This window comes from Staphylococcus sp. NRL 16/872 (assembly GCF_022815905.2).
Classification (GTDB): Bacteria; Bacillota; Bacilli; order Staphylococcales; family Staphylococcaceae; genus Staphylococcus.
Window position 1 is genome coordinate 1,143,365 of sequence record NZ_CP119327.1, and the last position, 21,214, is coordinate 1,164,578.

A 21,214-nucleotide genomic window follows, 5' to 3' on the forward strand; every position below is an offset into this window, starting at 1 on the left:
TAATATTGAGATTAAGCAACCTTAGGTTGTTTAATCTCTTTTTTTGTTGTTGAGGCAAATAGTCGCGAAGTTATAATAATTCGATTACGTAAATTATCATAATTTCTATAACCAAAAGATACCCTTTTAATGAGTTTGATTTTATTATTAATTCCTTCTAACGGACCGTTGGTCAGGTTAGAATATATCATGGTGTTTTCAATGAAAGCTGTTAATCTTCTTAAAGTTCTAATAACTGGACGTAATTTAGGACACACATCTGAAAGATGAATAGAAAAGAGTTTATGAGTAAATTTCTCTATTTGGTTTTCTTTTAATAATCGTCTTAGCTCATGAACGTAGTGATATGTATTAAATAATTCAACATCTACACTTAATAAGTAATTCATAATTCCTTTTTCGGTTTTCCACTCTTTAAATAAACGGACTTTACGATAATTAAATGCTTCTAGCGTTTCAAAAGGTTTAAGAAATAGTTTCCAATAACTTTTATATTTATTATAAAGCGGTCTATTAGAGGTTTTATAACAATTCATTATATGAACTCTAGACATATTTAACGCTCGATTTAAAGATTGAACAATATGAAAACGATCAATAATAATCTTCGCATTAGGAAATAATTGCTTGATTAGCGACATATAGGGTTCATACATATCAATCGTTACAGTTTTGACTTTTTTTCTTAGTTTCAAAGAATAACGATAAAAATGATCTTTCAGCGATTTTAACTTACGATCCGCTACCACATCTACGATGCGGTGCGATACAGCATCTGCATAAATAAAACTCATTTTTCCAATTACATTTTTAACACTTTTAAATTCGTCCATCATTAAGTGTTCAGGTAAAGCATCAAAAGAAGACTGACCTACGTCGCTTGCCGCTTGATTAATCACTCTAGATACAGTCATTGATGATACTAAGCATGACTTGGCGATAGATTTTTGAGAGCGGTATTCTTGTGCTTTATCTAAAACTGCAAGTTTTGTTTTGTTAGAAATAAAACAATGATTATCGACAATATTAGATTTAGCAGTAAAATAACTATCACATGTCTTACAATAAAATCTTTGTTTTTGAAGCTTCAAATAAGCAGGCATTTCCATAATTTTAAGTAAAGTAATCGTTGAAGTTTTCTTACCATTTTTAACTATAGAAAAATTTTCGTTTTTAGTTAAACAATTTTCACAATGTGTAGGTTGATAAGTGAGCTCTGCATAGTAAAACAAGCTCATTCGTCCTTTATATTTTTTCTCAATCACTTCATCTAAAAAATTTAGATTTTTATCTTTAATTCTTAATGTATTTAATATAGACTTACACATAGGCGCATTACCTTTCTTTTTTATTTGGTGTGGTAGCTAATAATTATAGAGGTAATTGCGCTATTTTTGTATTCAAAACATAAAAATTGGACTGATGATTTTTAGTCATCAGTCCAATTTATTATAGAGCCATTTAAGCAGACGTTTGCTTTGTATTATGCAATTTAGGATTAGTAAGCAAATGTTGATAGATATTATACTTCTTAGCGTGCATATATTCTTCTTTGCTAATAACGCCTTCAACTAACATTCTCTTCAATACATAATGTTGCCTTTGAATGCTAATTTCAACTTCACTTGGAGGTTTTAAACTGCCATCTGTGTTATAAGGGGTATACATATATGGACTTTGTAATAAACCAACTAAATAAGCCGACTGAGCAATATTTAATTCAAAAGGTGGCACGCCAAATAAACTGTAAGATGCTGAAGCAATACCAGTAATGTTAGACCCTTCATAATCACGACCGAAAGGTACAATGTTTAAATATGTATAAATAATTTCATTTTTAGACAAGATTTTTTCAAGACGCATAGCCAATATAATTTCATTTGCTTTACGACTGTATGTTTTTTTATTAGTAAGGACTTGGTTTTTAACTAATTGTTGAGTAATTGTACTTCCACCTGTACTTTGCTGTAAATTAAACACATCTTGTACCATAGCACGTACTAAGGCTTTAGGCAAAACACCACTATGTCTATAAAATAAAGTATCTTCAGACGATGTTAATGCTTTGATAACATTCGGACTAACGTGGGCAGGACCTACAATTAAAGAGTTTTGAGAACGGTCGTATTCTTGTAAAATATTCTTGTTATCATGATTTAAAAGATCATCACCAGCAAAGTGAAGTACTTTTTGTTTGAGTTCTACATTACTAATTTGAGAGGCTTCATGCGTTAAATGATGAAAATACAATACAGTACCAAGGAAACCAATAACAGCACATAATAAAGCAATACTAAATAAACCTACACAAATATGTTTTAATCTTTTATATGTTTTTTCAAAAGTATTTAATTTTTGACTTCTATTGGCTTGAGTTAATCGTACTTTCATCTTGAACCTCCTAAAATTCAAATATAGTATAACATATTCATGAAGTTGACTTTTAAACATCTCTTACCTATAATTAAAAGAAATTCAATATATATTGGATAAGAGGAGAAGTAATATTTTAGTAAGATTTCAAGAGAGTTAGTGGGTGCTGCGAACTAACACTTACTTTTGTATGAATACACCTTGGTTTGAATTATCCTACGTTTTATTAATGAACGTATCATTAAGAGAGAGGACAACTATACTTTCGTAACATTTATGTAAATATTTATAAGTGTTATTTAAGTAGCAGTGTTGTTTAAGTATGGTGGTAACGTGCAATCAAGCGCCCTTACATTTTTAATAATGTAGGGGCGCTTTTATTTTTGAAAATGCTAAAACTTTATTCAAAATTGAAATCATATTTAGAGGAGGACGTCATCGTGACAAACGCATTAATTGAAGAATTACAGTGGAGAGGTTTAATTTACCAACAAACTGACGAACAAGGTATTGAAGAACTTTTAAATAAAGAGCAAGTAACGTTATATTGTGGTGCAGATCCAACAGCAGATAGCTTGCATATTGGTCATTTACTACCATTCATGACTTTACGTCGTTTCCAAGAACACGGACATCGTCCAATTGTATTAATTGGGGGAGGCACTGGTATGATTGGTGACCCTTCTGGTAAATCAGAAGAACGTGTGCTACAAACTGAAGAACAAGTTGAAGTGAATGTTCAAGGTTTAAGCAAACAAATGCACAAATTATTCGAATTTGGTACTGAAAAAGGTGCAGTTTTAGTTAATAACAAAGATTGGTTAAGTCAAATTTCATTGATTAGCTTCTTACGTGATTATGGTAAACATGTAGGGGTTAACTATATGTTAGGTAAAGATTCAATTCAAACACGATTAGAAAATGGTATTTCATACACTGAATTCACATACACAATTTTACAAGCAATTGACTTTGGTCATTTAAACCGTGAATTAAATTGTAAAATTCAAGTAGGTGGATCAGACCAATGGGGTAACATCACAAGCGGTATTGAATTAATGCGTCGTATGTATGGTCAAACAGAAGCATACGGTTTAACAATTTCATTAGTAACTAAATCCGACGGTAAAAAATTTGGTAAATCAGAATCTGGTGCTGTATGGTTAGATGCAGAAAAAACAAGCCCTTATGAATTCTACCAATTCTGGATTAACCAATCTGACGAAGATGTCATCAAATTCTTAAAATATTTCACATTCTTAGATAAAGAAGAAATTGAGCGTTTAGAACAATCTAGAGATGAAGCACCTCATTTACGTGAAGCTCAAAAAGCTTTAGCTGAAAATGTAACTAGATTCATCCACGGTCAAGAAGCGTTAGACGATGCGATTCGTATTTCTCAAGCTTTATTTAGTGGTGATTTAAAATCATTATCAGGCAAAGAATTAAAAGAAGGTTTCAAAGATGTGCCACAAGTAGAATTATCAACTGACACTACAAATATCATCGAAGCTTTAATTGAAACTGGCATTGCTTCATCTAAACGCCAAGCACGTGAAGATGTAAATAATGGCGCTATTTATATTAATGGTGAAAGACAACAATCTGTTGATTACGAATTAAGTAGTGAAGATAAAATTGATGATGAATTTACAATTATCCGTCGTGGTAAGAAAAAATATTTCATGATTAATTATAAATAAATTTAAGTTTTAAGACATAGTCACTTATGAGCTAAACACTTCTAAGTGACTATATTTTTTACTGAAAAATGAAAGACATGTAAGCTATAATATGTATATTATTAATTTTCCAAAAAGAGTGATATAACATGCAGAAAAATAAAGAAGAAATCTTAATGAACAGTTTTAGAGATTTATTCAATAAAATAGGTTGGCTAAATAAAGATAAAATGGAACATGCATTAAAAGGCTATAAATCGAGTGAAGTTCATTGTATCGAAGCTATAAAAGAACATTCACAACCTAACGTTCGTTATCTAGCTGATACGTTATATATGACACGAGGCGCAATTAGTAAACTTACTAAACGTTTACTACAAAAAGGTTTAATTGAAAACTATAGAAATCCAAATAATAAAAAAGAAATTTATTTTAAATTAACGGCTGAAGGTGAACACATTTATCAAATTCACTCAGAGTTACATCAAGAATTCCAACAAAGAGATGAAAAAGTCTTTGAAACTATGACTAATGAAGAATTTGAAAATATGATGGCTTTTATACATCGATATAATCAACATTTGGATGAAGAAATTATTAAACAAGACCGTAGACCATAAAAAATTGTCTATTTGAGATTAAGAAAAATTCTCTCTGTATATTGTTGACAAGGAAACAAAATGAGCGTATATTTTTTGTTGACATAGAAACAATATCGAAGGAGAGAATTCATGTCTAATCAAAAGACGAATCAAATTTCCAAAGAGACAATGACAGCCGCATGGGCAATTGCTTTAGGTGCCATTGCGCCAATGCTTGATTCAACGATGATCAATATCGCAATTAAACAACTCAACCAAACTTTCAATACAACTTTAGATACTGTGCAATGGGGGATAACAGGCTATATCTTAGCATTAGCCATGATTATTCCTGTGGCAGGATGGTTAATTAACCAATTTAATGGTAAGCGTGTATTTATAGGCGCTTCATTACTATTTGGATTGACCTCTGTATTAGCTGGTATAAGTTGGAATGTCGAAAGTTTTATTATATTTCGTATTAATCAAGGTCTAAGTGCTGGTGTTATAACAACATTAATGTTTACGTTGTTAATTAAAACAACTGGCCAAGAACATATTGGTAAAGTCATGGCTGTAGTAAGCACGCCGATGATATTTGGGCCCATTTTAGGACCTGTACTTGGTGGCTTCATCGTCCACTTCGCTTCATGGCGCTGGATGTTCTTTATTAATATCGTTGTCGTTATTATCGCAGTAGCGCTTCAGATGAAATATTTACCAGACTTTAAACCATTCAATAAAGCTAAACCAATGGATTTCATTGGTATTATCCTTTTAGCTTTAATTAGCTTAGTATTTATATATGGTCTGACTAAAGCAGCAGACTATCACAGTTTCTTTAATTCTGTGACATTAATTTATATCATTATCGGTGTAGTTTTGATGATAGGCTATTATTTCTATAATCGACATAAAAGTAATGACACTATTTTACCTTTATCAATTTTCAAAAAAAGAAATTATAGTGCATCATTTGTTGGGTTATTCCTATCAAACATCGGAATTATGGGACCGATGGTTATTATTCCGCTTTATTTCCAAACCTTTAAACATTATACGGCAATTGAAGCGGCTGTAGCTTTAATTCCACAAGGTTTAGGTATGTTGATTACGCGTCCATATATTGGGAAAGTCATTGATAAATATGGCGCGAAATGGGTTGTGGTCATTAGCATAATTATCGCTATGTTTGGCTCAGTGCCATTATTATTTATTACGCAACATACAAGTATTATTTGGCTTTCAGTAATTTTATTTATCAGAGGTTGTAGTGTAGGTGGTATCAATTTAGGTATGACCACTGATGCCTATATGGGTCTTGCAGAAGATGAAATTGCTGAAGCAGGCGTTGGTATTAATATGATTGAAAATGTGGGCGCAAGCTTCGGAACTGCCTTCATTGCTACGACACTGGCGATGGTATTGAATCGTCTAAGTAATTCAGTGGCTCATAGTATTATTGCATACCATGCAGGGTTCTTAGTATCAGTAATTACATTATTGATCATTATAATTCCAGCGTTATTCTTAACACATAAGAGTCAACCAACTGCATAAAATAAAACACACATTTCGCTATTATACGATGCATGTATGACTAGCAAAATGTGTGTGTTTATATATTTAATTATCTTAAAAATTGACTATTATTTTCTGATTCTGAAGATGATGATTCAGATGCTGTCGATTTTTGATTTTTTAAAGTGACTGTCACTTCTTGTGTTTTACCGTCGCGAATGACTGTTAATTTAGCAGTTTCGCCCGGTTTTTTATTTTGATATAAATATGTTCTTAAATCAGTGTCTTCTTTAACTTCTTTATCATCGATTTTCGTAATAATGTCACCAACTTTTAAGTCACTACCATGGCTAACTTTAGCAACATAAATACCATCTTCACGATCAGTTTTTAATTCTTTTTTATAAGAATCAGGAATATCACTTAAGTTAAGTAATCCAATACCAATAGAAGGGCGTTCGATTTTACCATTTTTCACAAGTTGCTCGATTGTAACTTTAACTTCATTACTAGGGATAGCAAAGCCTATGCCTTCTACTTGTTCGGCAGCAATTTTCATAGAGTTAATACCGACTAAGTTACCGTTAACATCTACCAAAGCACCACCAGAGTTACCTGGGTTAATCGCAGCATCTGTTTGTAAAACGTTAACTTTAGTGCCTCCAGATGTTGTATTAGATTCGATTGTACGCTCATTAGCAGAAATAATACCTGATGTTACTGAATTCGCAAATTCTAAACCGAGTGGATTACCCATTGCAAATACGCTATCACCCGTTTGAACTTTAGAAGAGTTTGCGAATTTCATTGATTTAATGCCGCCAACTTTATCAATTTTTAATACTGCAATATCAGACACAGCATCTTTACCAATTAACTTCGCATTAACTTGTTTACCACTATGTAGTTGAACTTTAATTTCAGAAGCACCACTAATAACATGATTATTCGTCACGATATAGGCTGAGTTATCATTAATTTGATAAATCACACCTGAACCGACACCCGCTTCTTGTGCTTTCGTAGATTTACCTTCTAATAAATCATTTAAACTTGTCGCTTTTTGCATATTGATGACGCCTACAATCGCTGGAGACACATCTTTAATCATAGCATTGACAGATTTATATTTGTCACTTTTACCATCAAGCATATTGCCACCTTTACTATTGGTCGCTTCTTGGACTTGACCACCATTGTTATTGACACCACTGTTATTTATAAGTTTACTTGCACCTAATACAAGTAATGCTCCGATAATACCTGCAATTAACGCAACCAAGATAGTTTTAAACCATGGAAATTTAGGTTTTCTAGGTTGTGAATAATCATTACTGTTTTCCGTATAATTATCTTGATTATAATCAGACATATTAAACCTCCATTTAAATTTTTAGTCGATATCTCAATTATGCTTAATTTTTTGAAAATTTGCTAGTAAACCACTATCAGACTTTAGATGTATCTTTGTGAAAAGTTGTTCAAAAATAAGTATAATGATAAAATCTATAAAGTGTATAATTTATGAAGCGGGTGACAAAATGTATAAAATTATTAGTAGAATATTAGATGTCTTTTTAGTTAAAATGGCTAAATCTTTATATGTATTAGGTAAGGAAAATATTCCTAAAGATAATAAATATGTAGTGACATGTACACATGAAAGCTACAATGAAGTCATTATGTTAGGTGTAGCACTTGTACCTAATGAAATTCATTATATGGCTAAAAAAGAATTATTTAGTAACAAATGGGGCGGTAAGTTTTTAACTTCTTTAAATGCGTTTCCAGTAGACCGTGAAAATCCCGGCCCAAGTACGTTAAAACGTCCAGTTAATTTATTAAAAGAAAACAAAACAGTAGGGATCTTCCCAACAGGTCACCGTACTGCCGTAGAAGGTGCCCCTTTAAAACGCGGTGCCTCAACAATCGCAATGTTAGGTAAAGCGCCAATTTTACCAGCTGCATATGTGGGTCCTACTAAATTACATGGCTTAATTACAGGACAAGCCTTAATTAAATTTGGTAAACCTATCTACCAATCAGACATTCCAAAAGACTTAAAACGAAATGAAAAAATCGACTTTTTAACTAAAGAAATTGAAAAACGTACTGCAGAACTTCAAAAAGAATTACATCAAATTCAAGATAAATTAAAAGAAAAATAAAATTATTATAGATAAAGATTGAGACAATTCGCGTTCTCAATCTTTATTTTTATGTCATAATATAGTGATTAAAAAGTGCACATTACATATAAATAAGAAACAATGGGTGGAAAGATAATGGATTATAGACAGAGTATGGAAGCAAATGATCAATATATTAAAGATACATATAGCGATGCAACAATTTTTTATAAAACTGAATGTGATTTTTACTATAACTACAATGACTTTGGACAGAGTATATACAGTTCATTTTATCTTGGACTGAATGACTTGTTTATAATTAATCTCACAAATCACTTAACTTTGCACATACATTTTAAAAATATTAATGAAGTGAACTTCGATGGGGAAGAAAGAGATAGATGCTTAAGACTTAATTTTATTAATAAAGAGGAAGAGCATACTCATTTTTTAATTTTTAAAACGTTAAATGAAGCTACAGAAATTCTAGATATTTTAGAAAATGGTAGCCAATATGAGGGAAAAGTAGAAACTTCAATTAATAGTGAGGGGAATAATCGCCTTGAATTACACCCATTAAATAGCCGCTCTATGAAAAAGGAAATTAACGGCAAGAAGATTATGCACCTAGATGGTTTAGCGTTAAACCATCTAGGTGCATACAAACATACTCAAGAAGAAATAGCTTCGTTATTTGAAAATAGAAATGTTTTAAAAATTATACTAAAGCTAAGCAAATCTAAAAATTTCCAAAAAGTCATTGCACTTATGCAACAGTTCACATCTTTTAGACATACAGGTGGACAATTTTGCATAGAAGTATCTAATGATATGGAATACCTGGAACATAAATTAACTATTGAAGAAATTATTAAGTTAATAAAAAAATTGGAAGAATAAAGAAGTTTATATAGAAGGTAAATTAGTTACTAAAATCTTAACTGAATTCAAAGCGTTTCAACATAAAATTGATAATAAAATTAGATGGTTTCTTAACTATAGTCATAGCCAAAAAATAGATTTTTCATTAAATGAAGATGTTGATGCATATATCACATATTATCCTATGAGTTACAATTCTATCTTTTTTGCAATTAGAGATAGCTTTGAAACGACGCCTTACATGTGTAGTTGCACTCAAACCGCTATTGCTAAATTAATTGATAATAAAAAAGATATAAGAAATTATCTACATCCAGTAATCAATGCACACCTAATGAATCAGGAAATCACTATGAATGATATTAAGTTTAAAGATAATATTTGCTTTAGATGTAATCAAACAACACCTAAGTACGCATTCGATAGGTTTGGTAGTCGTTTTAGAGAAAAATATGGCTGGTACTTTAAACAAATTGAAATAGAAGAAGACTTGAAGAATAATTACTATTTTAAACAATCTGAGAATATATTGCGCCAAGAATATGGCGTCGCAAAAATAGGAGAAAAGTGGATCTCTGAGAATACAATGTTCAAAATCATTGAAGATATTTTTCATGAATATCAATGTAAACGTCACTATCGACCAGATTGGCTACAAGGACTAGAAATCGATATTTATATACGAGAATTAAAATTAGGATTTGAATATAACGGAATTCAACATTATGAAGCGGTAGAACATTGGGGTGGTGAAACACAACTCTTAAAACAACAACGCTACGATCAAATTAAACAAGATTTATGCGAGGAAAATAATATTAAATTAATCACCATTAAATATGATGAACCACTTTCTAAAGAGTATATATCAAGTAAAATACCCTATGAATTTTTAGAAAAAATATCACAACTGAGGCGCTTATAAGAGTAGTATTTCTCTTAATATTTATAAATAATAGTTTAAATTTAAACACAAAGAATGAAAGATATATAATAATTAAAATTTTTATTAGTGTGCTATTAATCTTGTATGTAATATGTATTGAAGTATCTAAATATCAAAAAACCAAAATTAATTAAATTTTTACATTATAATAAATATGTTTATTATAATGTAAAAAACATACTTTAGTAACTATATACAATATATTTATTAAGGCTTTTACGAGTGAACATGATATAATTTTAAAAAATAAAAATATAATAAAAAAATTATTTTTAAAATGATCGGTGTTAAAATTAAACATTTAATTAAGGATGTAAAATTATGGAAAAACAAAATATATTAATTAATGTAGTTTCTGAGTTGAAAAATCTAGCAAATGATACAGTTATTAATAAAATTGCTAATAATATGGAAATTAATTATAACATCCCCAAAGGATTATCGTATTCTTTTACAATAAGAAAGTTAGATGAAAATTTTTTTGAAACTACAGATATTAGACTGATTGTCTTATATATTATTGAATCATTTAAGGCAATGGGCAGAGAAGAAATACTTGAAAACTTTATTTCAGTTGGTGAACAGAATGAAGCTAAACAATACGATTTTCTTGCTTATAATAAAGCAAATGAAATTAGTCTGCCGTATGAATTTACCCCAGCATTACCTGTAAACGATGTTTATAGTACTAAAATGACGGTGAAAGAACTTGGAGCATTCATGAATAGTGGAATTATTAATTATAATTTTGATATTCAAAGGGAAGCTAAACTGGAAATAAGAACAAATGAAGTTATAAAAACACCGAATATCAATGAAAAAAATGTTAAAGAAATGGTAATTCATTTATTAAATGATAGTTTAAAAGAAAGTACTATTTATCTTAATGCTGCTCCTACAACTAGTACAGAAGGTGATGAACTAATTTATGATAGTTCAACTTATACATTGATCGTAACAGAAGGTACTAGGATTGATGTGTTAGATGGTTTCCACCGTTTATTATCAATTCAAAGAGCATTAAGAGAAAATCCTACCATTGAGTTCGAATTAAACGTTGTATTCAGTAACTTTACTACTTCAGAGGCTATTAAATGGCAAGCTCAACACTCTAAAGCTACTGCTTGGTCTAAAAATAGAATAAGTGAAATGCAAATAGAAAGTAGAGCTTCTAAAGTCGTTAAAGCTATAAAAAACTCAGACTATGAATTTAACTATTTAATATATACTGGTACACGATTGAAAAATGATAAATCATTGATTACTTTTAATAATCTTACGAATATTATTGATGAGTTATATACTCTAAATAATAGAAAAGATGAGGTAATTTTATCTGAGCAATTGAGTAAAATCTTATTGAAAATTAATGAAATAAAAAGTTATGCACCAACATTTAAATCTCAATTTTATGTTTATGGTTTTATCAAACTATTTAAAGTTGGTTATTATAATAACGTGGACAACTTTTTAGTTCAATTAGATAAAATAGAAAAATATATTAAAAATAATGATGTTAATTTCAAAATCCAAAATAGAAAAGAGAAGCTCGTTAAAGAAGAAGCTTATTCTAAAGTTTTAGAATTGAGTGAGTTAGTGGAGTAACAGGAGAAAAAGTATGGACTATTATAACCAATTTTATAAAGATGAATTTTTATCGACGATCAGTGAGGAGAATAAAGCAAATTTCCGATCACTTTTCAGTAGAACTAAACAACTAGAGGAACAACTTAATAAAGATTTATATAACTTTACTGATAATGAAATCCAAATATTTTTATATAGCATCAATACGCCTCAAAAAAACACTTTAGTAACTTATCTTAATCAAGCTAGAAGATATGTTGACTATGCGATTAAGACTGGTAGAAAAGCTAGTAATGTCAACTTATACAAGACGTTTATGTATAGTCAATTAGACAAATATTTAGCTAAACATAAATTAAAATATGTCTCTAAAGAGAATTTTGATATAGCTTTAAAAAGTATTGTTAATGAATGTGATTATGCTTTATATTTAGCTTTATTTGAAGGTTTAGGCGGCAATGAATATAGTGAAATTAGTAATTTAACTATCCAAGATATTAGAGAAGCAAGAAATCATCCTAAGACGAATGACATGTATGAATTGGAATTAAAAAATATTAATAATGATAAAACTGAAGAAATACGAAAATTAGATATTTCAAAACGCCTTTTAAACGCACTTGAAAAAGCTTATTCGCAAGAAGTTTATTATTCAAAGAATGGAAAAGGAGCTCAAAGATTTAGCACTAGGGAGTTTTTAGACGGTAAATATATCTTTAGAAATGTTGTTACCACCAAATATGAGGATCCACAAATCGACAAGCAGTATATCTATCGTAGAATGGCTTTATTAAAAACGGTCACTGAGGGAGAAATCTTATCAGTATTAACTATTACTAATTCAGGTATGATTTACTTCTTAAGTCAAATGGCTGATCAAAATAAGCAAGTAAGTATTTATGATATGGAATACATAGTGGATAGATATCAAATTTCTGTACACTCAATTTCAGCTTCATATACATATAAAACTCTTGCTAAGAAACATAAAGAAGCCTTAGCTTTAAATTATAACGTTACTTTTAACAATTTATAAAGGTTTATAATAGGTTTAATAATATTAATATATGATTTTATGAAATTGAAGTTAATTGAAAAGAATATTATATTTCACAAGAAAATATTACTATTAATCAATAACAGGCTTTATCAAATTTAACAGCAGATAATAACTTGGCTCGACAAGATAAATCACAATAAAAAAGCTTATAAAAGTAACAAATTTATACAATCCCAACAGCAAGTAAAAAATACTACTAAAGCTTTACCAGAAACAGGGGAACTATCTAACTCTGGTTTAGTAACAATTATTGCCTCTGTTTTACTAGCTGCAGGTTCATTATTAACATTCAAACGCTTCTCTAATAATAAATAAACTTCATTATAGCTTTTAAAGCTCTTGAATCTAATTTGGGTTCAAGAGTTTTTTATTTAATCTCAACTCAATAGATGCCCTTAAATCAGCCTTTTATCCAACTTCGTATTATTCATCATAATCAATTCATTTAAGTCCATGAATTTGATGATTTTGATTGAAAATATCACGACAAAAACGCTTCCAAATATGATAAATTATTATAGGTGTATATCATACATAAATAAAAATGCTATTTAATTAAATAGTTAATATTTTGGGAGGAAATAACATAGATGTTTAAGTTTTTTCAAAATTTAGGGCGATCGTTAATGTTACCAGTCGCTGTGTTGCCTGCCGGAGCAATAATCACTGGGATAGGTAACCTGCTTAAAGCATTACATGTATTGCCAACTATAGCATTATTCTTTTCAACTGTAGGGACAGCTATACTACTTCAGCTAGGTCTCATTTTTGCTATCGGTGTAGCAATCGGTATGGCTAAGAAAAATGATGGCGCAGTAGCATTGGCTGCAGCTTTAGGATATGCATTGGTAGTAGAAGTATTATCACCAAAGCATATAGCACCACTGTTTAATATTAAAATAAGCGCAGTAAATCAAGGGTTTGAAAAAATGGATAACTCAAACGTTTTTATAGGAATTATTATTGGATTGATTGCTGCATATTGTTATAACAAATTTAGTGATGTTGAATTACCATTAGCATTATCATTTTTCAGTGGTAAACGTTTAGTACCAATTATGACAGTTTTCTTCTGTACATTCTTAATCGTTATTCTAATGTTTACATGGCCTTATATTTATTCTGCAATAGTACAATTTGGTGAATGGCTCGTAGGATTTGGTCCATTCGGAGCATTTTTATATGGCTTCTTCAACCGTTTACTTATTCCGACAGGCCTACATCACGCATTAAACGCAGTATTCTGGTTCGATACAGCGGGTATTAATGACATCGGTAAATTCCAAACTGGTCAGGGCGCAATTAAAGGGATCACTGGCCGTTATCAAGCTGGATTTTTCCCAATTATGATGTTTGGAATGCCTGCAGCAGCTTTAGCGATGTATCATACAGCTCAATCTAGCCAAAAGAAACAAGTTTATGGTTGGTTTTTAGCCAGTGCTATCTCAGCATTCATAGTAGGTGTAACTGAACCTATTGAATTTGCATTCATGTTTGTAGCACCAGTATTATTTGTAATCCATGCATTCTTAACAGGACTATCATTATTTATCGCTTCATTCTTCCATTGGACAGCTGGATTCTCATTTAGTGCTGGTTTAATTGATTACGCACTATCACTTATCAATCCTGTAGCAAATCATCCACTCATGATTTTTGTTCAAGGCATTGTATTCTTTATTCTGTACTATGTGATTTTCCGTGTAATCATTCAAGTGTTCAATCTTAACACTATAGGTAGAGGTACAAACTTATTAGCAGATCCAACTGATGACACTACCGATGATTCTACAGATCAAGCTATTGCTTCTGGAAAAGGCAGATACCATAAAACTGCAAGTCAAATTCTAGAAGGCTTAGGCGGTAGTGAAAACATCAATACATTAACAAATTGTGCAACACGTTTACGAATGGAATTAAAAGACAATTCTATTATTGATGAACAAAAAATTAGAAATGCAGGAGCTGTAGGGGTAACGAAAAATGGTAAACACTCTACACAAGTCATTATTGGCACACATGTTCAACAAGTAGCTGATGAAATTGAAAAACAAATGCATTAATTTTTCAAGAAATAATTAAAAAGACAATATATGTCTTAGTAGTCTGATAAGATAAAAGCCTATTGATAAATATATGTTGTTCAGATAACCAGTGTGATATGTAATCAATTTATATATCATGCTGGTTTCTTTGTTAGCATATTGACTTTAATAATAGGTTAGTTATGATTAAAAGTATCAGAATATTTGAAATAAAAGGGGAGCGGTGAAATGAAGTCAATATTATTTGATGTGGATGGGGTATTTTTAAGCGAGGAACGCTGTTTTGATGTTTCAGCGCTAACTGTAGAAGAAATGCTTAAGAGTGAGACTTTTCTTGGTTTAGATAAAGCTATTATTTTTGAAAATATAAATGATGACCAGACTGAAGAAGTGAGAAATAGAGTATTTCAATACGACCACATTTTAAGACAATTAAAATCATTAGGCCTAAATTCTAATTGGGATATGTTATTTGTCGTATTTAGTATTCATTTTATACAAATTTTAAAAACGTTAGATACACAAGTTGTAAATCCATTTTTACAATTAAAATCTATGTCTCAAGATGACTTACAATATTTACAAACTTTTATTAACAATGAGGTAGAGATTGATTATGAGGCGCCTTTATCATTTATTAAAGATATTGAAAGTGGCAAAGCTAGTATATATGCAGCTTTAGAACAGTTTGCTAAATTGCAACTTAATACAGATGATGCCAGTGTATTTAAACTAAAAGGTCCTTTATGGCAATTATCTAGAGAAGTTTACCAAAATTGGTATTTAGGTGGGAAGTTATTTAAAGAAGTTGAAAATAAAGCACCTATTAATTTTCGAAAAAAAGGTTTCATATATGATGAAATCATTTTGAGACCAGTGGAGGAAGTCAAAACCTTATTACATGATTTACAAGAAGCGGGTTATCAATTAGCAATTGCCACAGGGCGACCAAAAACAGAAACTATAGTGCCGTTTGAATCGCTTGGCCTTCTAGAATATTTCGATAAAAACAACATTGTAACTGCAAGCGATGTTCTTGAAGCAGAAAGTGAATTTCCACAGTATATTCCTTTAGGAAAACCAAACCCATTTTGTTATATTGCAACCCTCAACGGTAACAAAAAATCGGATTATAAAACGTATGTCACTGAGCAAGAAAACATTGTTAACAAAGAAGATGTATATATTGCAGGAGATTCATTAGCAGATTTATTATGTGCGAAAAAAATAGGCGCTACTTTTATTGGGACATTAACAGGTTTGAAAGGGCAAGAAGCTCGTGAAGAATTAGAACAATACCATGCAGACCATATCGTTAATCACGTAGGAAAAATTCGTGACATTTTATTATAAAAAGAGGCTCGTAGATGAAATCACTGTTCATCTACGAGCTTTTATAATATAGTTGTTTTATTTTACTGATAAAGTCGTGCCGTAAATTTTTTCAAAACCACCAGATTGATATAATTCATTAATAACTTCCTGTGTTACAGGTTGGTCAACTGAAAGAACCATCATCGCTTGGCCACCTTCGCTATGACGTCCTAATGACATAGAAGCGATGTTGATATCATGTTTGCCTAATAATTGTCCTGTTAATCCAACCATACCAGGTTTATCTGCATGGTATGAAATGAATTGATAAGCGTTAGGCTTAAAGTCAACCGAGTAATCATTAATACGTACAATACGTGGGCCAAATCCTGAAACCACTGTTGCTCCGATCTTGACTTCTTCTTGTCCGCCGATTAAGTGAATTTGAATGTAATTACTAAACGTTCCTTGAGAGGCACGGTTTTCAATGTGATGCGTCACACCTTGTTCTTTCAGTAATGCCATTGCATTGATTAGATTTACGCGTTCTCCTAAATCTTGTTGTAAAATGCGTGTGACTATAGAACGGATAATTAAATCTGTATCTTTTTCACTTACTTCTCCGTTAAAAGTAATTTTAATTTCTCTAGGGACTTCTTCTAATAATTGAATAGCTAATTCGCCAGATAATTCTCCGACTTCAATCCATTGTTGTGTCACTTCATCGATATTATTTAAATTTAATCTCGGTGCGTTAACTGCATTTGTGACATTTCCATTTTCTAGAATATCAATCATTTCATTAGCTACTGAAATAGCCACTTTTTCTTGAGCTTCAACTGTTGAAGCGCCTAAATGTGGTGTGACAATGACTTTGTCATGGTCCAATAAAGGTGAAGAAGTAGGAGGTTCATGTTCGAATACGTCTAAAGCTGCATGTGCAATTTGATTGTTATCTAATGCGTTAAGTAAATCTTGTTCATTAATAATGCCACCTCTAGCTACATTAATAATTTGTAGTGAAGGTTTTGCTTTAGCAAAGAAGTCAGCATTAATAATGCCACGTGTTTTAGGTGTTAAAGGCGTGTGAACAGTTACAAAGTCTGCATTTGCAGCAATTTCATCTACTGTAGCTAGTTGAATATCTAAATGTTGTGCTTTTTCTTCAGTTAAGTAGGGGTCAAATGCTAGAATTTTCATGCCAAAGCTTTGAAGTCTTTTAGCCACGCCTAAGCCTATACGTCCTGCTCCAATGACACCTAATGTTTTTTGATATAGTTCTACACCTTTAAAAGCTTTACGATTCCATTCTTTACTTTTCAAAGAAGCATGAGCTTGAGGGATATTACGCGCCATTGCTAAAATCATAGCCACTGAATGTTCAGTAGCAGAAATTGTATTTCCATCTGGTGCGTTAACGACTAAAATCCCTTTCAAAGTAGCCGCTTCAATATCGATGTTATCTACACCAACACCTGCACGAGCAATCACTTTTAATTGTTGTGCTTGATTAATGACGTCAACAGTCACTTGTGTTTGGCTACGCACGATTAAACCTTCATAATGTGGAATAACGTCAACTAATTGTTCAGGTGTTAAATCAGTTTTAATATCTACTTCAAAATCAGGGTGAGAGAGTAAACTATGTAAACCTTCTTCAGAAATAGGGTCTGAAACTAAAATTTTATGCGCCATGTTGGATGACCTCCGTATATTTAGTAGTTGCTTGACCAATATAATTTACTTTCCGATAATCTGTGAGAATAAGTTCTAATGCAGTAACCACAGATAAAATGTCAAATGGAGAAACTTTACCCATATGACCAATACGCAATATTTTACCTTTTAATTTTCCTTGTCCTCCAGCGATAGTGATATTAAATTGAGATTTCAATGTAGATTTAATATGTTTAACTTCCGCTTCGTCTTTAGGTACGAAAGCTGTTACAGTAGGAGAAGCGTAAGCGTCATCAACTAATAAGTCTAAATCAAGTTTTTTCAATGCAGCTCTTAATGCATTTTTAATGGTGTTATGTCGTGCAATCGTATTATTAAATCCTTCTTTATTTACTAAAGTTGCATAGGCATTAATCGCTCTGAATAGACCTACATTTGGAGTGAAAGGTGTTGAATGTTGTTGAAGTGAATCAAAGTATTTATTTAAATTTAAATAGAAGCGTGGGGTAGTTACGTCACTAAATCGTTGTTGAGCACGATGATTATAAGCGACGAATGCCAGACCAGGAGGTAACATTAAGGCTTTTTGACTGCCTGATACGAGTACGTCAATGTGATCTCTCTCAAGATTTACATCAACTGCACCAATACAGCTTACGCCATCCACTACATAATAAATGTCATTATCAAACGCTTTGATAGCTTTGCCTAATTCTCCGACTGGATGTAGTACGGCAGTTGAAGTTTCGCAGTATTGAGTAAAGATAGCAGTAATTTTGTGGTCAATTGAAGAAAGGAATTGAACGAATTCATCGACATTGACTGCTTTACCCCATTCGACGTCATAAATATGTACATTTTTATAGTATGTTTCTGCAATTTGTTTAAAGCGATTACCAAATGCACCTGAAACGATGACTACAAAGTGATCGTCTGGATTGACGATATTTAACATACTAGCTTCGAGCACACTTGTCCCGCTTGAAGTTAATATCATAACTTCATTTTGCGTACCAAAGATAGGTTTCAAATTATTGAAAGCTTCTTTCGCAATAGCCTCAAAATCTGGAGAACGATGACCTACCATTGGTAAATTCATAGCATGATTAATTTCTGGAGGGACTGGAGTTGGTCCGGGTGTAAGTAATAAAGGTTCATAATAATACATAGTTAAATTTCCTCCCACATGGATAAGATTTAATTATTTTATCAAATATTCTGACAATTTAAAAGAGGGTTTAGCAATCCCACAAAGATTTATAGTGAGATTGCTTAAGACTATTCAATAGTAGGTTTAATATCGATAGTTACATTATTGCGTATAGAATTTGAAATCATACAGTTGTTATCAGCAATCGTTAATAGTTTAGGTAAACGTTTTTCTAATGTTGATTTCTCATCACTCGAAACTGTAATAGAAGGATAGTGCGTAATCTTATCCATTTTGAATTTTCCATTTTCAAAAAGAGCTGTACCAATGGTCTTAATCGTTAACTTTATATTTGTAAATTTAGCTCTTTCAAGCGTTGCAGCTAGGGAGATAATATAGCAAGAAGAAGCGGCAGACACTAATAATTCATCTGGATTTGTGCCAGTACCATTACCACCTAAAGGAGCTGGAATCGAAATATGTTCAGAAATCACATCACCATTCACTGTACCTACCTTTTCGCGACCACCTCGCCACTTAGTTTGAACTTCGAAATCATGTTTCACCATATCAGTTTGACCTCCGTAAATTGTGTGTTAACTTAAGTTTAGTTGAAAGTGGTGCAAGATGAAAGAAAGGTGTCTTTTTATGAAAATATCTAAACCCAATCAAGCGTTTCAAATTGTAGCGCATCGTGGATTATCTCATCGTTATCCTGAAAATACTATTGAAGGATTTAAAGCGGCATTAATGCATCATATTGATATGTTAGAAATAGATGTGCATTTCACTAAAGATAAAGAATTAGTGGTAATTCATGATGATACGATTGATCGTACATCTAATGGAAAAGGGAAAGTGATGGATTACACACTTGAAGAACTAAGAAACTTTGACTTTGGCGTAAAGCATAGCAAAGCTTTTTTAAATACAAAAATATCTACGTTTGATGAAGTGTTGGAAGTATTTAATCATTATTCTAAAACATTATTAATAGAGTTAAAGGTGCCTAGTCAATATCCTGGTATTGAGGAAGCAGTCGTACAACGACTAAAAGCGCATCAAGTTCCATCACATAAAGCGATTCTTCAATCCTTTGATGTTGATAGCGTCAAACATCTCTCTACATTACAGAGTGATTATCAATTAGGGGTATTGATTAGCAAAAAGAAATATTGGTACAAATTACCTGACTTTAAAGAAATTGCTAAATATGCGAAGTTTGTGAATCCTAATTATAAATTAGTAAACAAAAAATTTATGGCCCATGCTCACGAGAATGATTTGAAAGTCATACCATATACGGTGAACAAGTCTAAAGATGTAAAAAAAATTATCAACTTAGGGGTAGACGGAATTATTTCTGATATTCCAGATGAACTATTCAAATTATAATGAAGTTATAAAAAACCACCCAATCCCAAAGGAAAGGGTGGTTTTAATACTACGCAACTTATCTTGAGTAGTACTCAACGATTAATTGTTCGTTAATCTCAGCAGGTAATTCGCTACGTTCAGGGAAGCGTACGAAAGTACCTTTTAAGCTGTCTGCATCGAAGTCTAAGTATTCAGGTACGAAATTGTTGATTTCAACTGATTCTTTGATGATGTCTAAGTTTTGTGATTTTTCACGTACAGTGATAACTTGACCAGGTTTTAATGAGTATGATGGGATGTCAACGCGACGACCATCAACTTCAACGTGACCGTGACCAACTAATTGACGAGCTTGACGGCGAGTACGAGCTAAACCTAATGAGTATACAACTGCATCTAAACGGCTAGCTAATAAGATCATGAAGTTTTCACCATGAACACCGTGTTGTTTACCAGCAATGTCAAATGTGTTACGGAATTGTCTTTCAGTCATTCCATATAAGTAACGTAATTTTTGTTTTTCACGTAATTGTAAACCATACTCTGATAATTTTTTACGTTGGTTTGGACCATGTTGTCCTGGTGCGTAAGGACGTTTTTCTAATTCTTTACCTGTACCACTTAAAGAGATACCTAAACGACGAGATTTTTTCCAGTTTGAACCTCTGAATCGAGCCATAATAAGACTCCTCCTTTTTCTTTTTTGTTGTTATGAATAAACAAAAAAGAGTGTTGCATGCTCATCAAGATATGTTGTTTTATGTGTCTTCACCTTATAGCTCCAGTTACATGACACGTCCACTTCGGGAACAACATAGCGCTCAATAATATACAACTGCTATTTTCGTTAATTCACACAAAACCCATTGTACCAGTATTTTTTAAAG

18 protein-coding genes and 1 pseudogene are annotated in these 21,214 nt (G+C 31.6%); 12 read left to right on the forward strand and 7 right to left on the reverse strand.

Features of this window, described 5'->3' with window-relative positions; all coding sequences use genetic code 11:
• Nucleotides 1–11 precede the first annotated feature (11 nt).
• Both MT340_RS05810 and MT340_RS05815 read right to left on the reverse strand, forming a co-directional pair.
• A complete protein-coding gene (locus MT340_RS05810; RefSeq protein WP_243588819.1) occupies nt 12–1,328 on the reverse strand; it encodes an ISL3 family transposase in 1,317 nt (438 codons plus the stop codon).
• 133 nt (nt 1,329–1,461) lie between these two features.
• Nucleotides 1,462–2,391, reverse strand: coding sequence for a transglycosylase domain-containing protein (locus tag MT340_RS05815; protein ID WP_243589142.1), 930 nt, complete (start codon nt 2,389–2,391; stop codon nt 1,462–1,464).
• A gap of 422 nt (nt 2,392–2,813) precedes the next feature.
• Here MT340_RS05815 and tyrS point away from each other — a divergent pair, with 422 nt between their 5' ends.
• The 3 genes from tyrS (at nt 2,814) to MT340_RS05830 (ending at nt 6,196) form a co-directional block, all read left to right on the forward strand.
• Nucleotides 2,814–4,076 (forward strand): tyrosine--tRNA ligase, encoded by a 1,263-nt coding sequence (gene tyrS / locus MT340_RS05820; RefSeq protein WP_243603659.1) that lies wholly within the window; start codon nt 2,814–2,816, stop codon nt 4,074–4,076.
• A 128-nt stretch (nt 4,077–4,204) separates the two neighbouring features.
• On the forward strand, nt 4,205–4,675 hold the full coding sequence (locus MT340_RS05825; RefSeq protein ID WP_243589144.1) for a MarR family winged helix-turn-helix transcriptional regulator: 471 nt from the start codon (nt 4,205–4,207) through the stop codon (nt 4,673–4,675).
• Between the two features lie 111 nt (nt 4,676–4,786).
• Nucleotides 4,787–6,196 carry an MDR family MFS transporter gene (locus tag MT340_RS05830; protein WP_243603660.1) on the forward strand — a complete coding sequence of 470 codons (1,410 nt, stop codon included), beginning with the start codon at nt 4,787–4,789 and terminating at the stop codon, nt 6,194–6,196.
• A gap of 70 nt (nt 6,197–6,266) precedes the next feature.
• Here MT340_RS05830 and MT340_RS05835 read toward each other — a convergent pair whose 3' ends face one another.
• On the reverse strand, nt 6,267–7,529 hold the full coding sequence (locus tag MT340_RS05835) for a S1C family serine protease (protein ID WP_243589146.1): 1,263 nt from the start codon (nt 7,527–7,529) through the stop codon (nt 6,267–6,269).
• A gap of 169 nt (nt 7,530–7,698) precedes the next feature.
• On the opposite strand from MT340_RS05835, the gene MT340_RS05840 reads away from it, so the two are divergent.
• From MT340_RS05840 to MT340_RS05875, 8 genes and pseudogenes are all read left to right on the forward strand, one after another.
• Nucleotides 7,699–8,325, forward strand: a complete 627-nt coding sequence (locus MT340_RS05840; RefSeq protein WP_243589147.1) for a lysophospholipid acyltransferase family protein — start codon at nt 7,699–7,701, stop codon at nt 8,323–8,325.
• 117 nt (nt 8,326–8,442) lie between these two features.
• Nucleotides 8,443–9,189 (forward strand): hypothetical protein, encoded by a 747-nt coding sequence (locus MT340_RS05845; protein ID WP_243589148.1) that lies wholly within the window; start codon nt 8,443–8,445, stop codon nt 9,187–9,189.
• Nucleotides 9,190–9,355: 166 nt separating this feature from the next.
• A complete protein-coding gene (locus tag MT340_RS05850; protein WP_243589149.1) occupies nt 9,356–10,096 on the forward strand; it encodes a PDDEXK family nuclease in 741 nt (246 codons plus the stop codon).
• 342 nt (nt 10,097–10,438) lie between these two features.
• Nucleotides 10,439–11,722 carry a ParB N-terminal domain-containing protein gene (locus MT340_RS05855; protein ID WP_243589150.1) on the forward strand — a complete coding sequence of 428 codons (1,284 nt, stop codon included), beginning with the start codon at nt 10,439–10,441 and terminating at the stop codon, nt 11,720–11,722.
• 13 nt (nt 11,723–11,735) lie between these two features.
• The gene (locus MT340_RS05860) at nt 11,736–12,740 is read left to right on the forward strand and encodes a phage lytic cycle repressor MrpR family protein (protein WP_243603662.1); all 1,005 of its coding nucleotides are present in this window, start codon (nt 11,736–11,738) and stop codon (nt 12,738–12,740) included.
• 213 nt (nt 12,741–12,953) lie between these two features.
• Nucleotides 12,954–13,079: pseudogene (locus MT340_RS05865) on the forward strand (LPXTG cell wall anchor domain-containing protein); the annotation flags it as partial.
• Nucleotides 13,080–13,354: 275 nt separating this feature from the next.
• On the forward strand, nt 13,355–14,827 hold the full coding sequence (nagE, locus tag MT340_RS05870) for an N-acetylglucosamine-specific PTS transporter subunit IIBC (protein WP_243589153.1): 1,473 nt from the start codon (nt 13,355–13,357) through the stop codon (nt 14,825–14,827).
• Between the two features lie 210 nt (nt 14,828–15,037).
• Complete coding sequence (locus tag MT340_RS05875) at nt 15,038–16,162, forward strand: HAD family hydrolase (protein ID WP_243603663.1); 1,125 nt, start codon at nt 15,038–15,040, stop codon at nt 16,160–16,162.
• A gap of 57 nt (nt 16,163–16,219) precedes the next feature.
• On the opposite strand, the gene serA is transcribed toward MT340_RS05875, so the two are convergent.
• From serA to MT340_RS05890, 3 genes are all read right to left on the reverse strand, one after another.
• Complete coding sequence (gene serA / locus MT340_RS05880; protein WP_243603664.1) at nt 16,220–17,818, reverse strand: phosphoglycerate dehydrogenase; 1,599 nt, start codon at nt 17,816–17,818, stop codon at nt 16,220–16,222.
• Nucleotides 17,808–18,968: a pyridoxal-phosphate-dependent aminotransferase family protein gene (locus tag MT340_RS05885; RefSeq protein WP_243589155.1), complete on the reverse strand. Its 1,161-nt coding sequence runs from the start codon at nt 18,966–18,968 to the stop codon at nt 17,808–17,810. The genes serA and MT340_RS05885 overlap by 11 nt, the downstream gene beginning before the upstream one ends.
• Nucleotides 18,969–19,078: 110 nt before the next feature.
• Nucleotides 19,079–19,519: an OsmC family protein gene (locus MT340_RS05890; protein ID WP_243589156.1), complete on the reverse strand. Its 441-nt coding sequence runs from the start codon at nt 19,517–19,519 to the stop codon at nt 19,079–19,081.
• A gap of 79 nt (nt 19,520–19,598) precedes the next feature.
• On the opposite strand from MT340_RS05890, the gene MT340_RS05895 reads away from it, so the two are divergent.
• The gene (locus MT340_RS05895) at nt 19,599–20,345 is read left to right on the forward strand and encodes a glycerophosphodiester phosphodiesterase (protein ID WP_243589157.1); all 747 of its coding nucleotides are present in this window, start codon (nt 19,599–19,601) and stop codon (nt 20,343–20,345) included.
• A gap of 58 nt (nt 20,346–20,403) precedes the next feature.
• Here the strand turns inward: MT340_RS05895 and rpsD are convergent, their stop codons facing one another.
• Entirely contained in the window at nt 20,404–21,006 is a 603-nt protein-coding gene (rpsD, locus tag MT340_RS05900) for a 30S ribosomal protein S4 (RefSeq protein WP_011275505.1), read from the reverse strand.
• Nucleotides 21,007–21,214: the final 208 nt, after the last annotated feature.

Excerpts from the sequence above, each read along its gene's own strand:
- MT340_RS05825 (WP_243589144.1), top strand. The coding sequence starts at position 4,205 with ATGCAGAAAAATAAAGAAGAAATCTTAATGAACAGTTTTAGAGATTTA.
- rpsD (WP_011275505.1), bottom strand. The coding sequence starts at position 21,006 with ATGGCTCGATTCAGAGGTTCAAACTGGAAAAAATCTCGTCGTTTAGGT.
- nagE (WP_243589153.1), top strand. The coding sequence starts at position 13,355 with ATGTTTAAGTTTTTTCAAAATTTAGGGCGATCGTTAATGTTACCAGTC.
- MT340_RS05855 (WP_243589150.1), top strand. The coding sequence starts at position 10,439 with ATGGAAAAACAAAATATATTAATTAATGTAGTTTCTGAGTTGAAAAAT.
- MT340_RS05885 (WP_243589155.1), bottom strand. The coding sequence starts at position 18,968 with ATGTATTATTATGAACCTTTATTACTTACACCCGGACCAACTCCAGTC.
- MT340_RS05890 (WP_243589156.1), bottom strand. The coding sequence starts at position 19,519 with ATGGTGAAACATGATTTCGAAGTTCAAACTAAGTGGCGAGGTGGTCGC.
- MT340_RS05850 (WP_243589149.1), top strand. The coding sequence starts at position 9,356 with ATGAGTTACAATTCTATCTTTTTTGCAATTAGAGATAGCTTTGAAACG.
- MT340_RS05840 (WP_243589147.1), top strand. The coding sequence starts at position 7,699 with ATGTATAAAATTATTAGTAGAATATTAGATGTCTTTTTAGTTAAAATG.
- MT340_RS05895 (WP_243589157.1), top strand. The coding sequence starts at position 19,599 with ATGAAAATATCTAAACCCAATCAAGCGTTTCAAATTGTAGCGCATCGT.
- MT340_RS05860 (WP_243603662.1), top strand. The coding sequence starts at position 11,736 with ATGGACTATTATAACCAATTTTATAAAGATGAATTTTTATCGACGATC.
- MT340_RS05845 (WP_243589148.1), top strand. The coding sequence starts at position 8,443 with ATGGATTATAGACAGAGTATGGAAGCAAATGATCAATATATTAAAGAT.
- MT340_RS05810 (WP_243588819.1), bottom strand. The coding sequence starts at position 1,328 with ATGTGTAAGTCTATATTAAATACATTAAGAATTAAAGATAAAAATCTA.
- MT340_RS05875 (WP_243603663.1), top strand. The coding sequence starts at position 15,038 with ATGAAGTCAATATTATTTGATGTGGATGGGGTATTTTTAAGCGAGGAA.
- serA (WP_243603664.1), bottom strand. The coding sequence starts at position 17,818 with ATGGCGCATAAAATTTTAGTTTCAGACCCTATTTCTGAAGAAGGTTTA.
- MT340_RS05835 (WP_243589146.1), bottom strand. The coding sequence starts at position 7,529 with ATGTCTGATTATAATCAAGATAATTATACGGAAAACAGTAATGATTAT.
- MT340_RS05830 (WP_243603660.1), top strand. The coding sequence starts at position 4,787 with ATGTCTAATCAAAAGACGAATCAAATTTCCAAAGAGACAATGACAGCC.
- MT340_RS05815 (WP_243589142.1), bottom strand. The coding sequence starts at position 2,391 with ATGAAAGTACGATTAACTCAAGCCAATAGAAGTCAAAAATTAAATACT.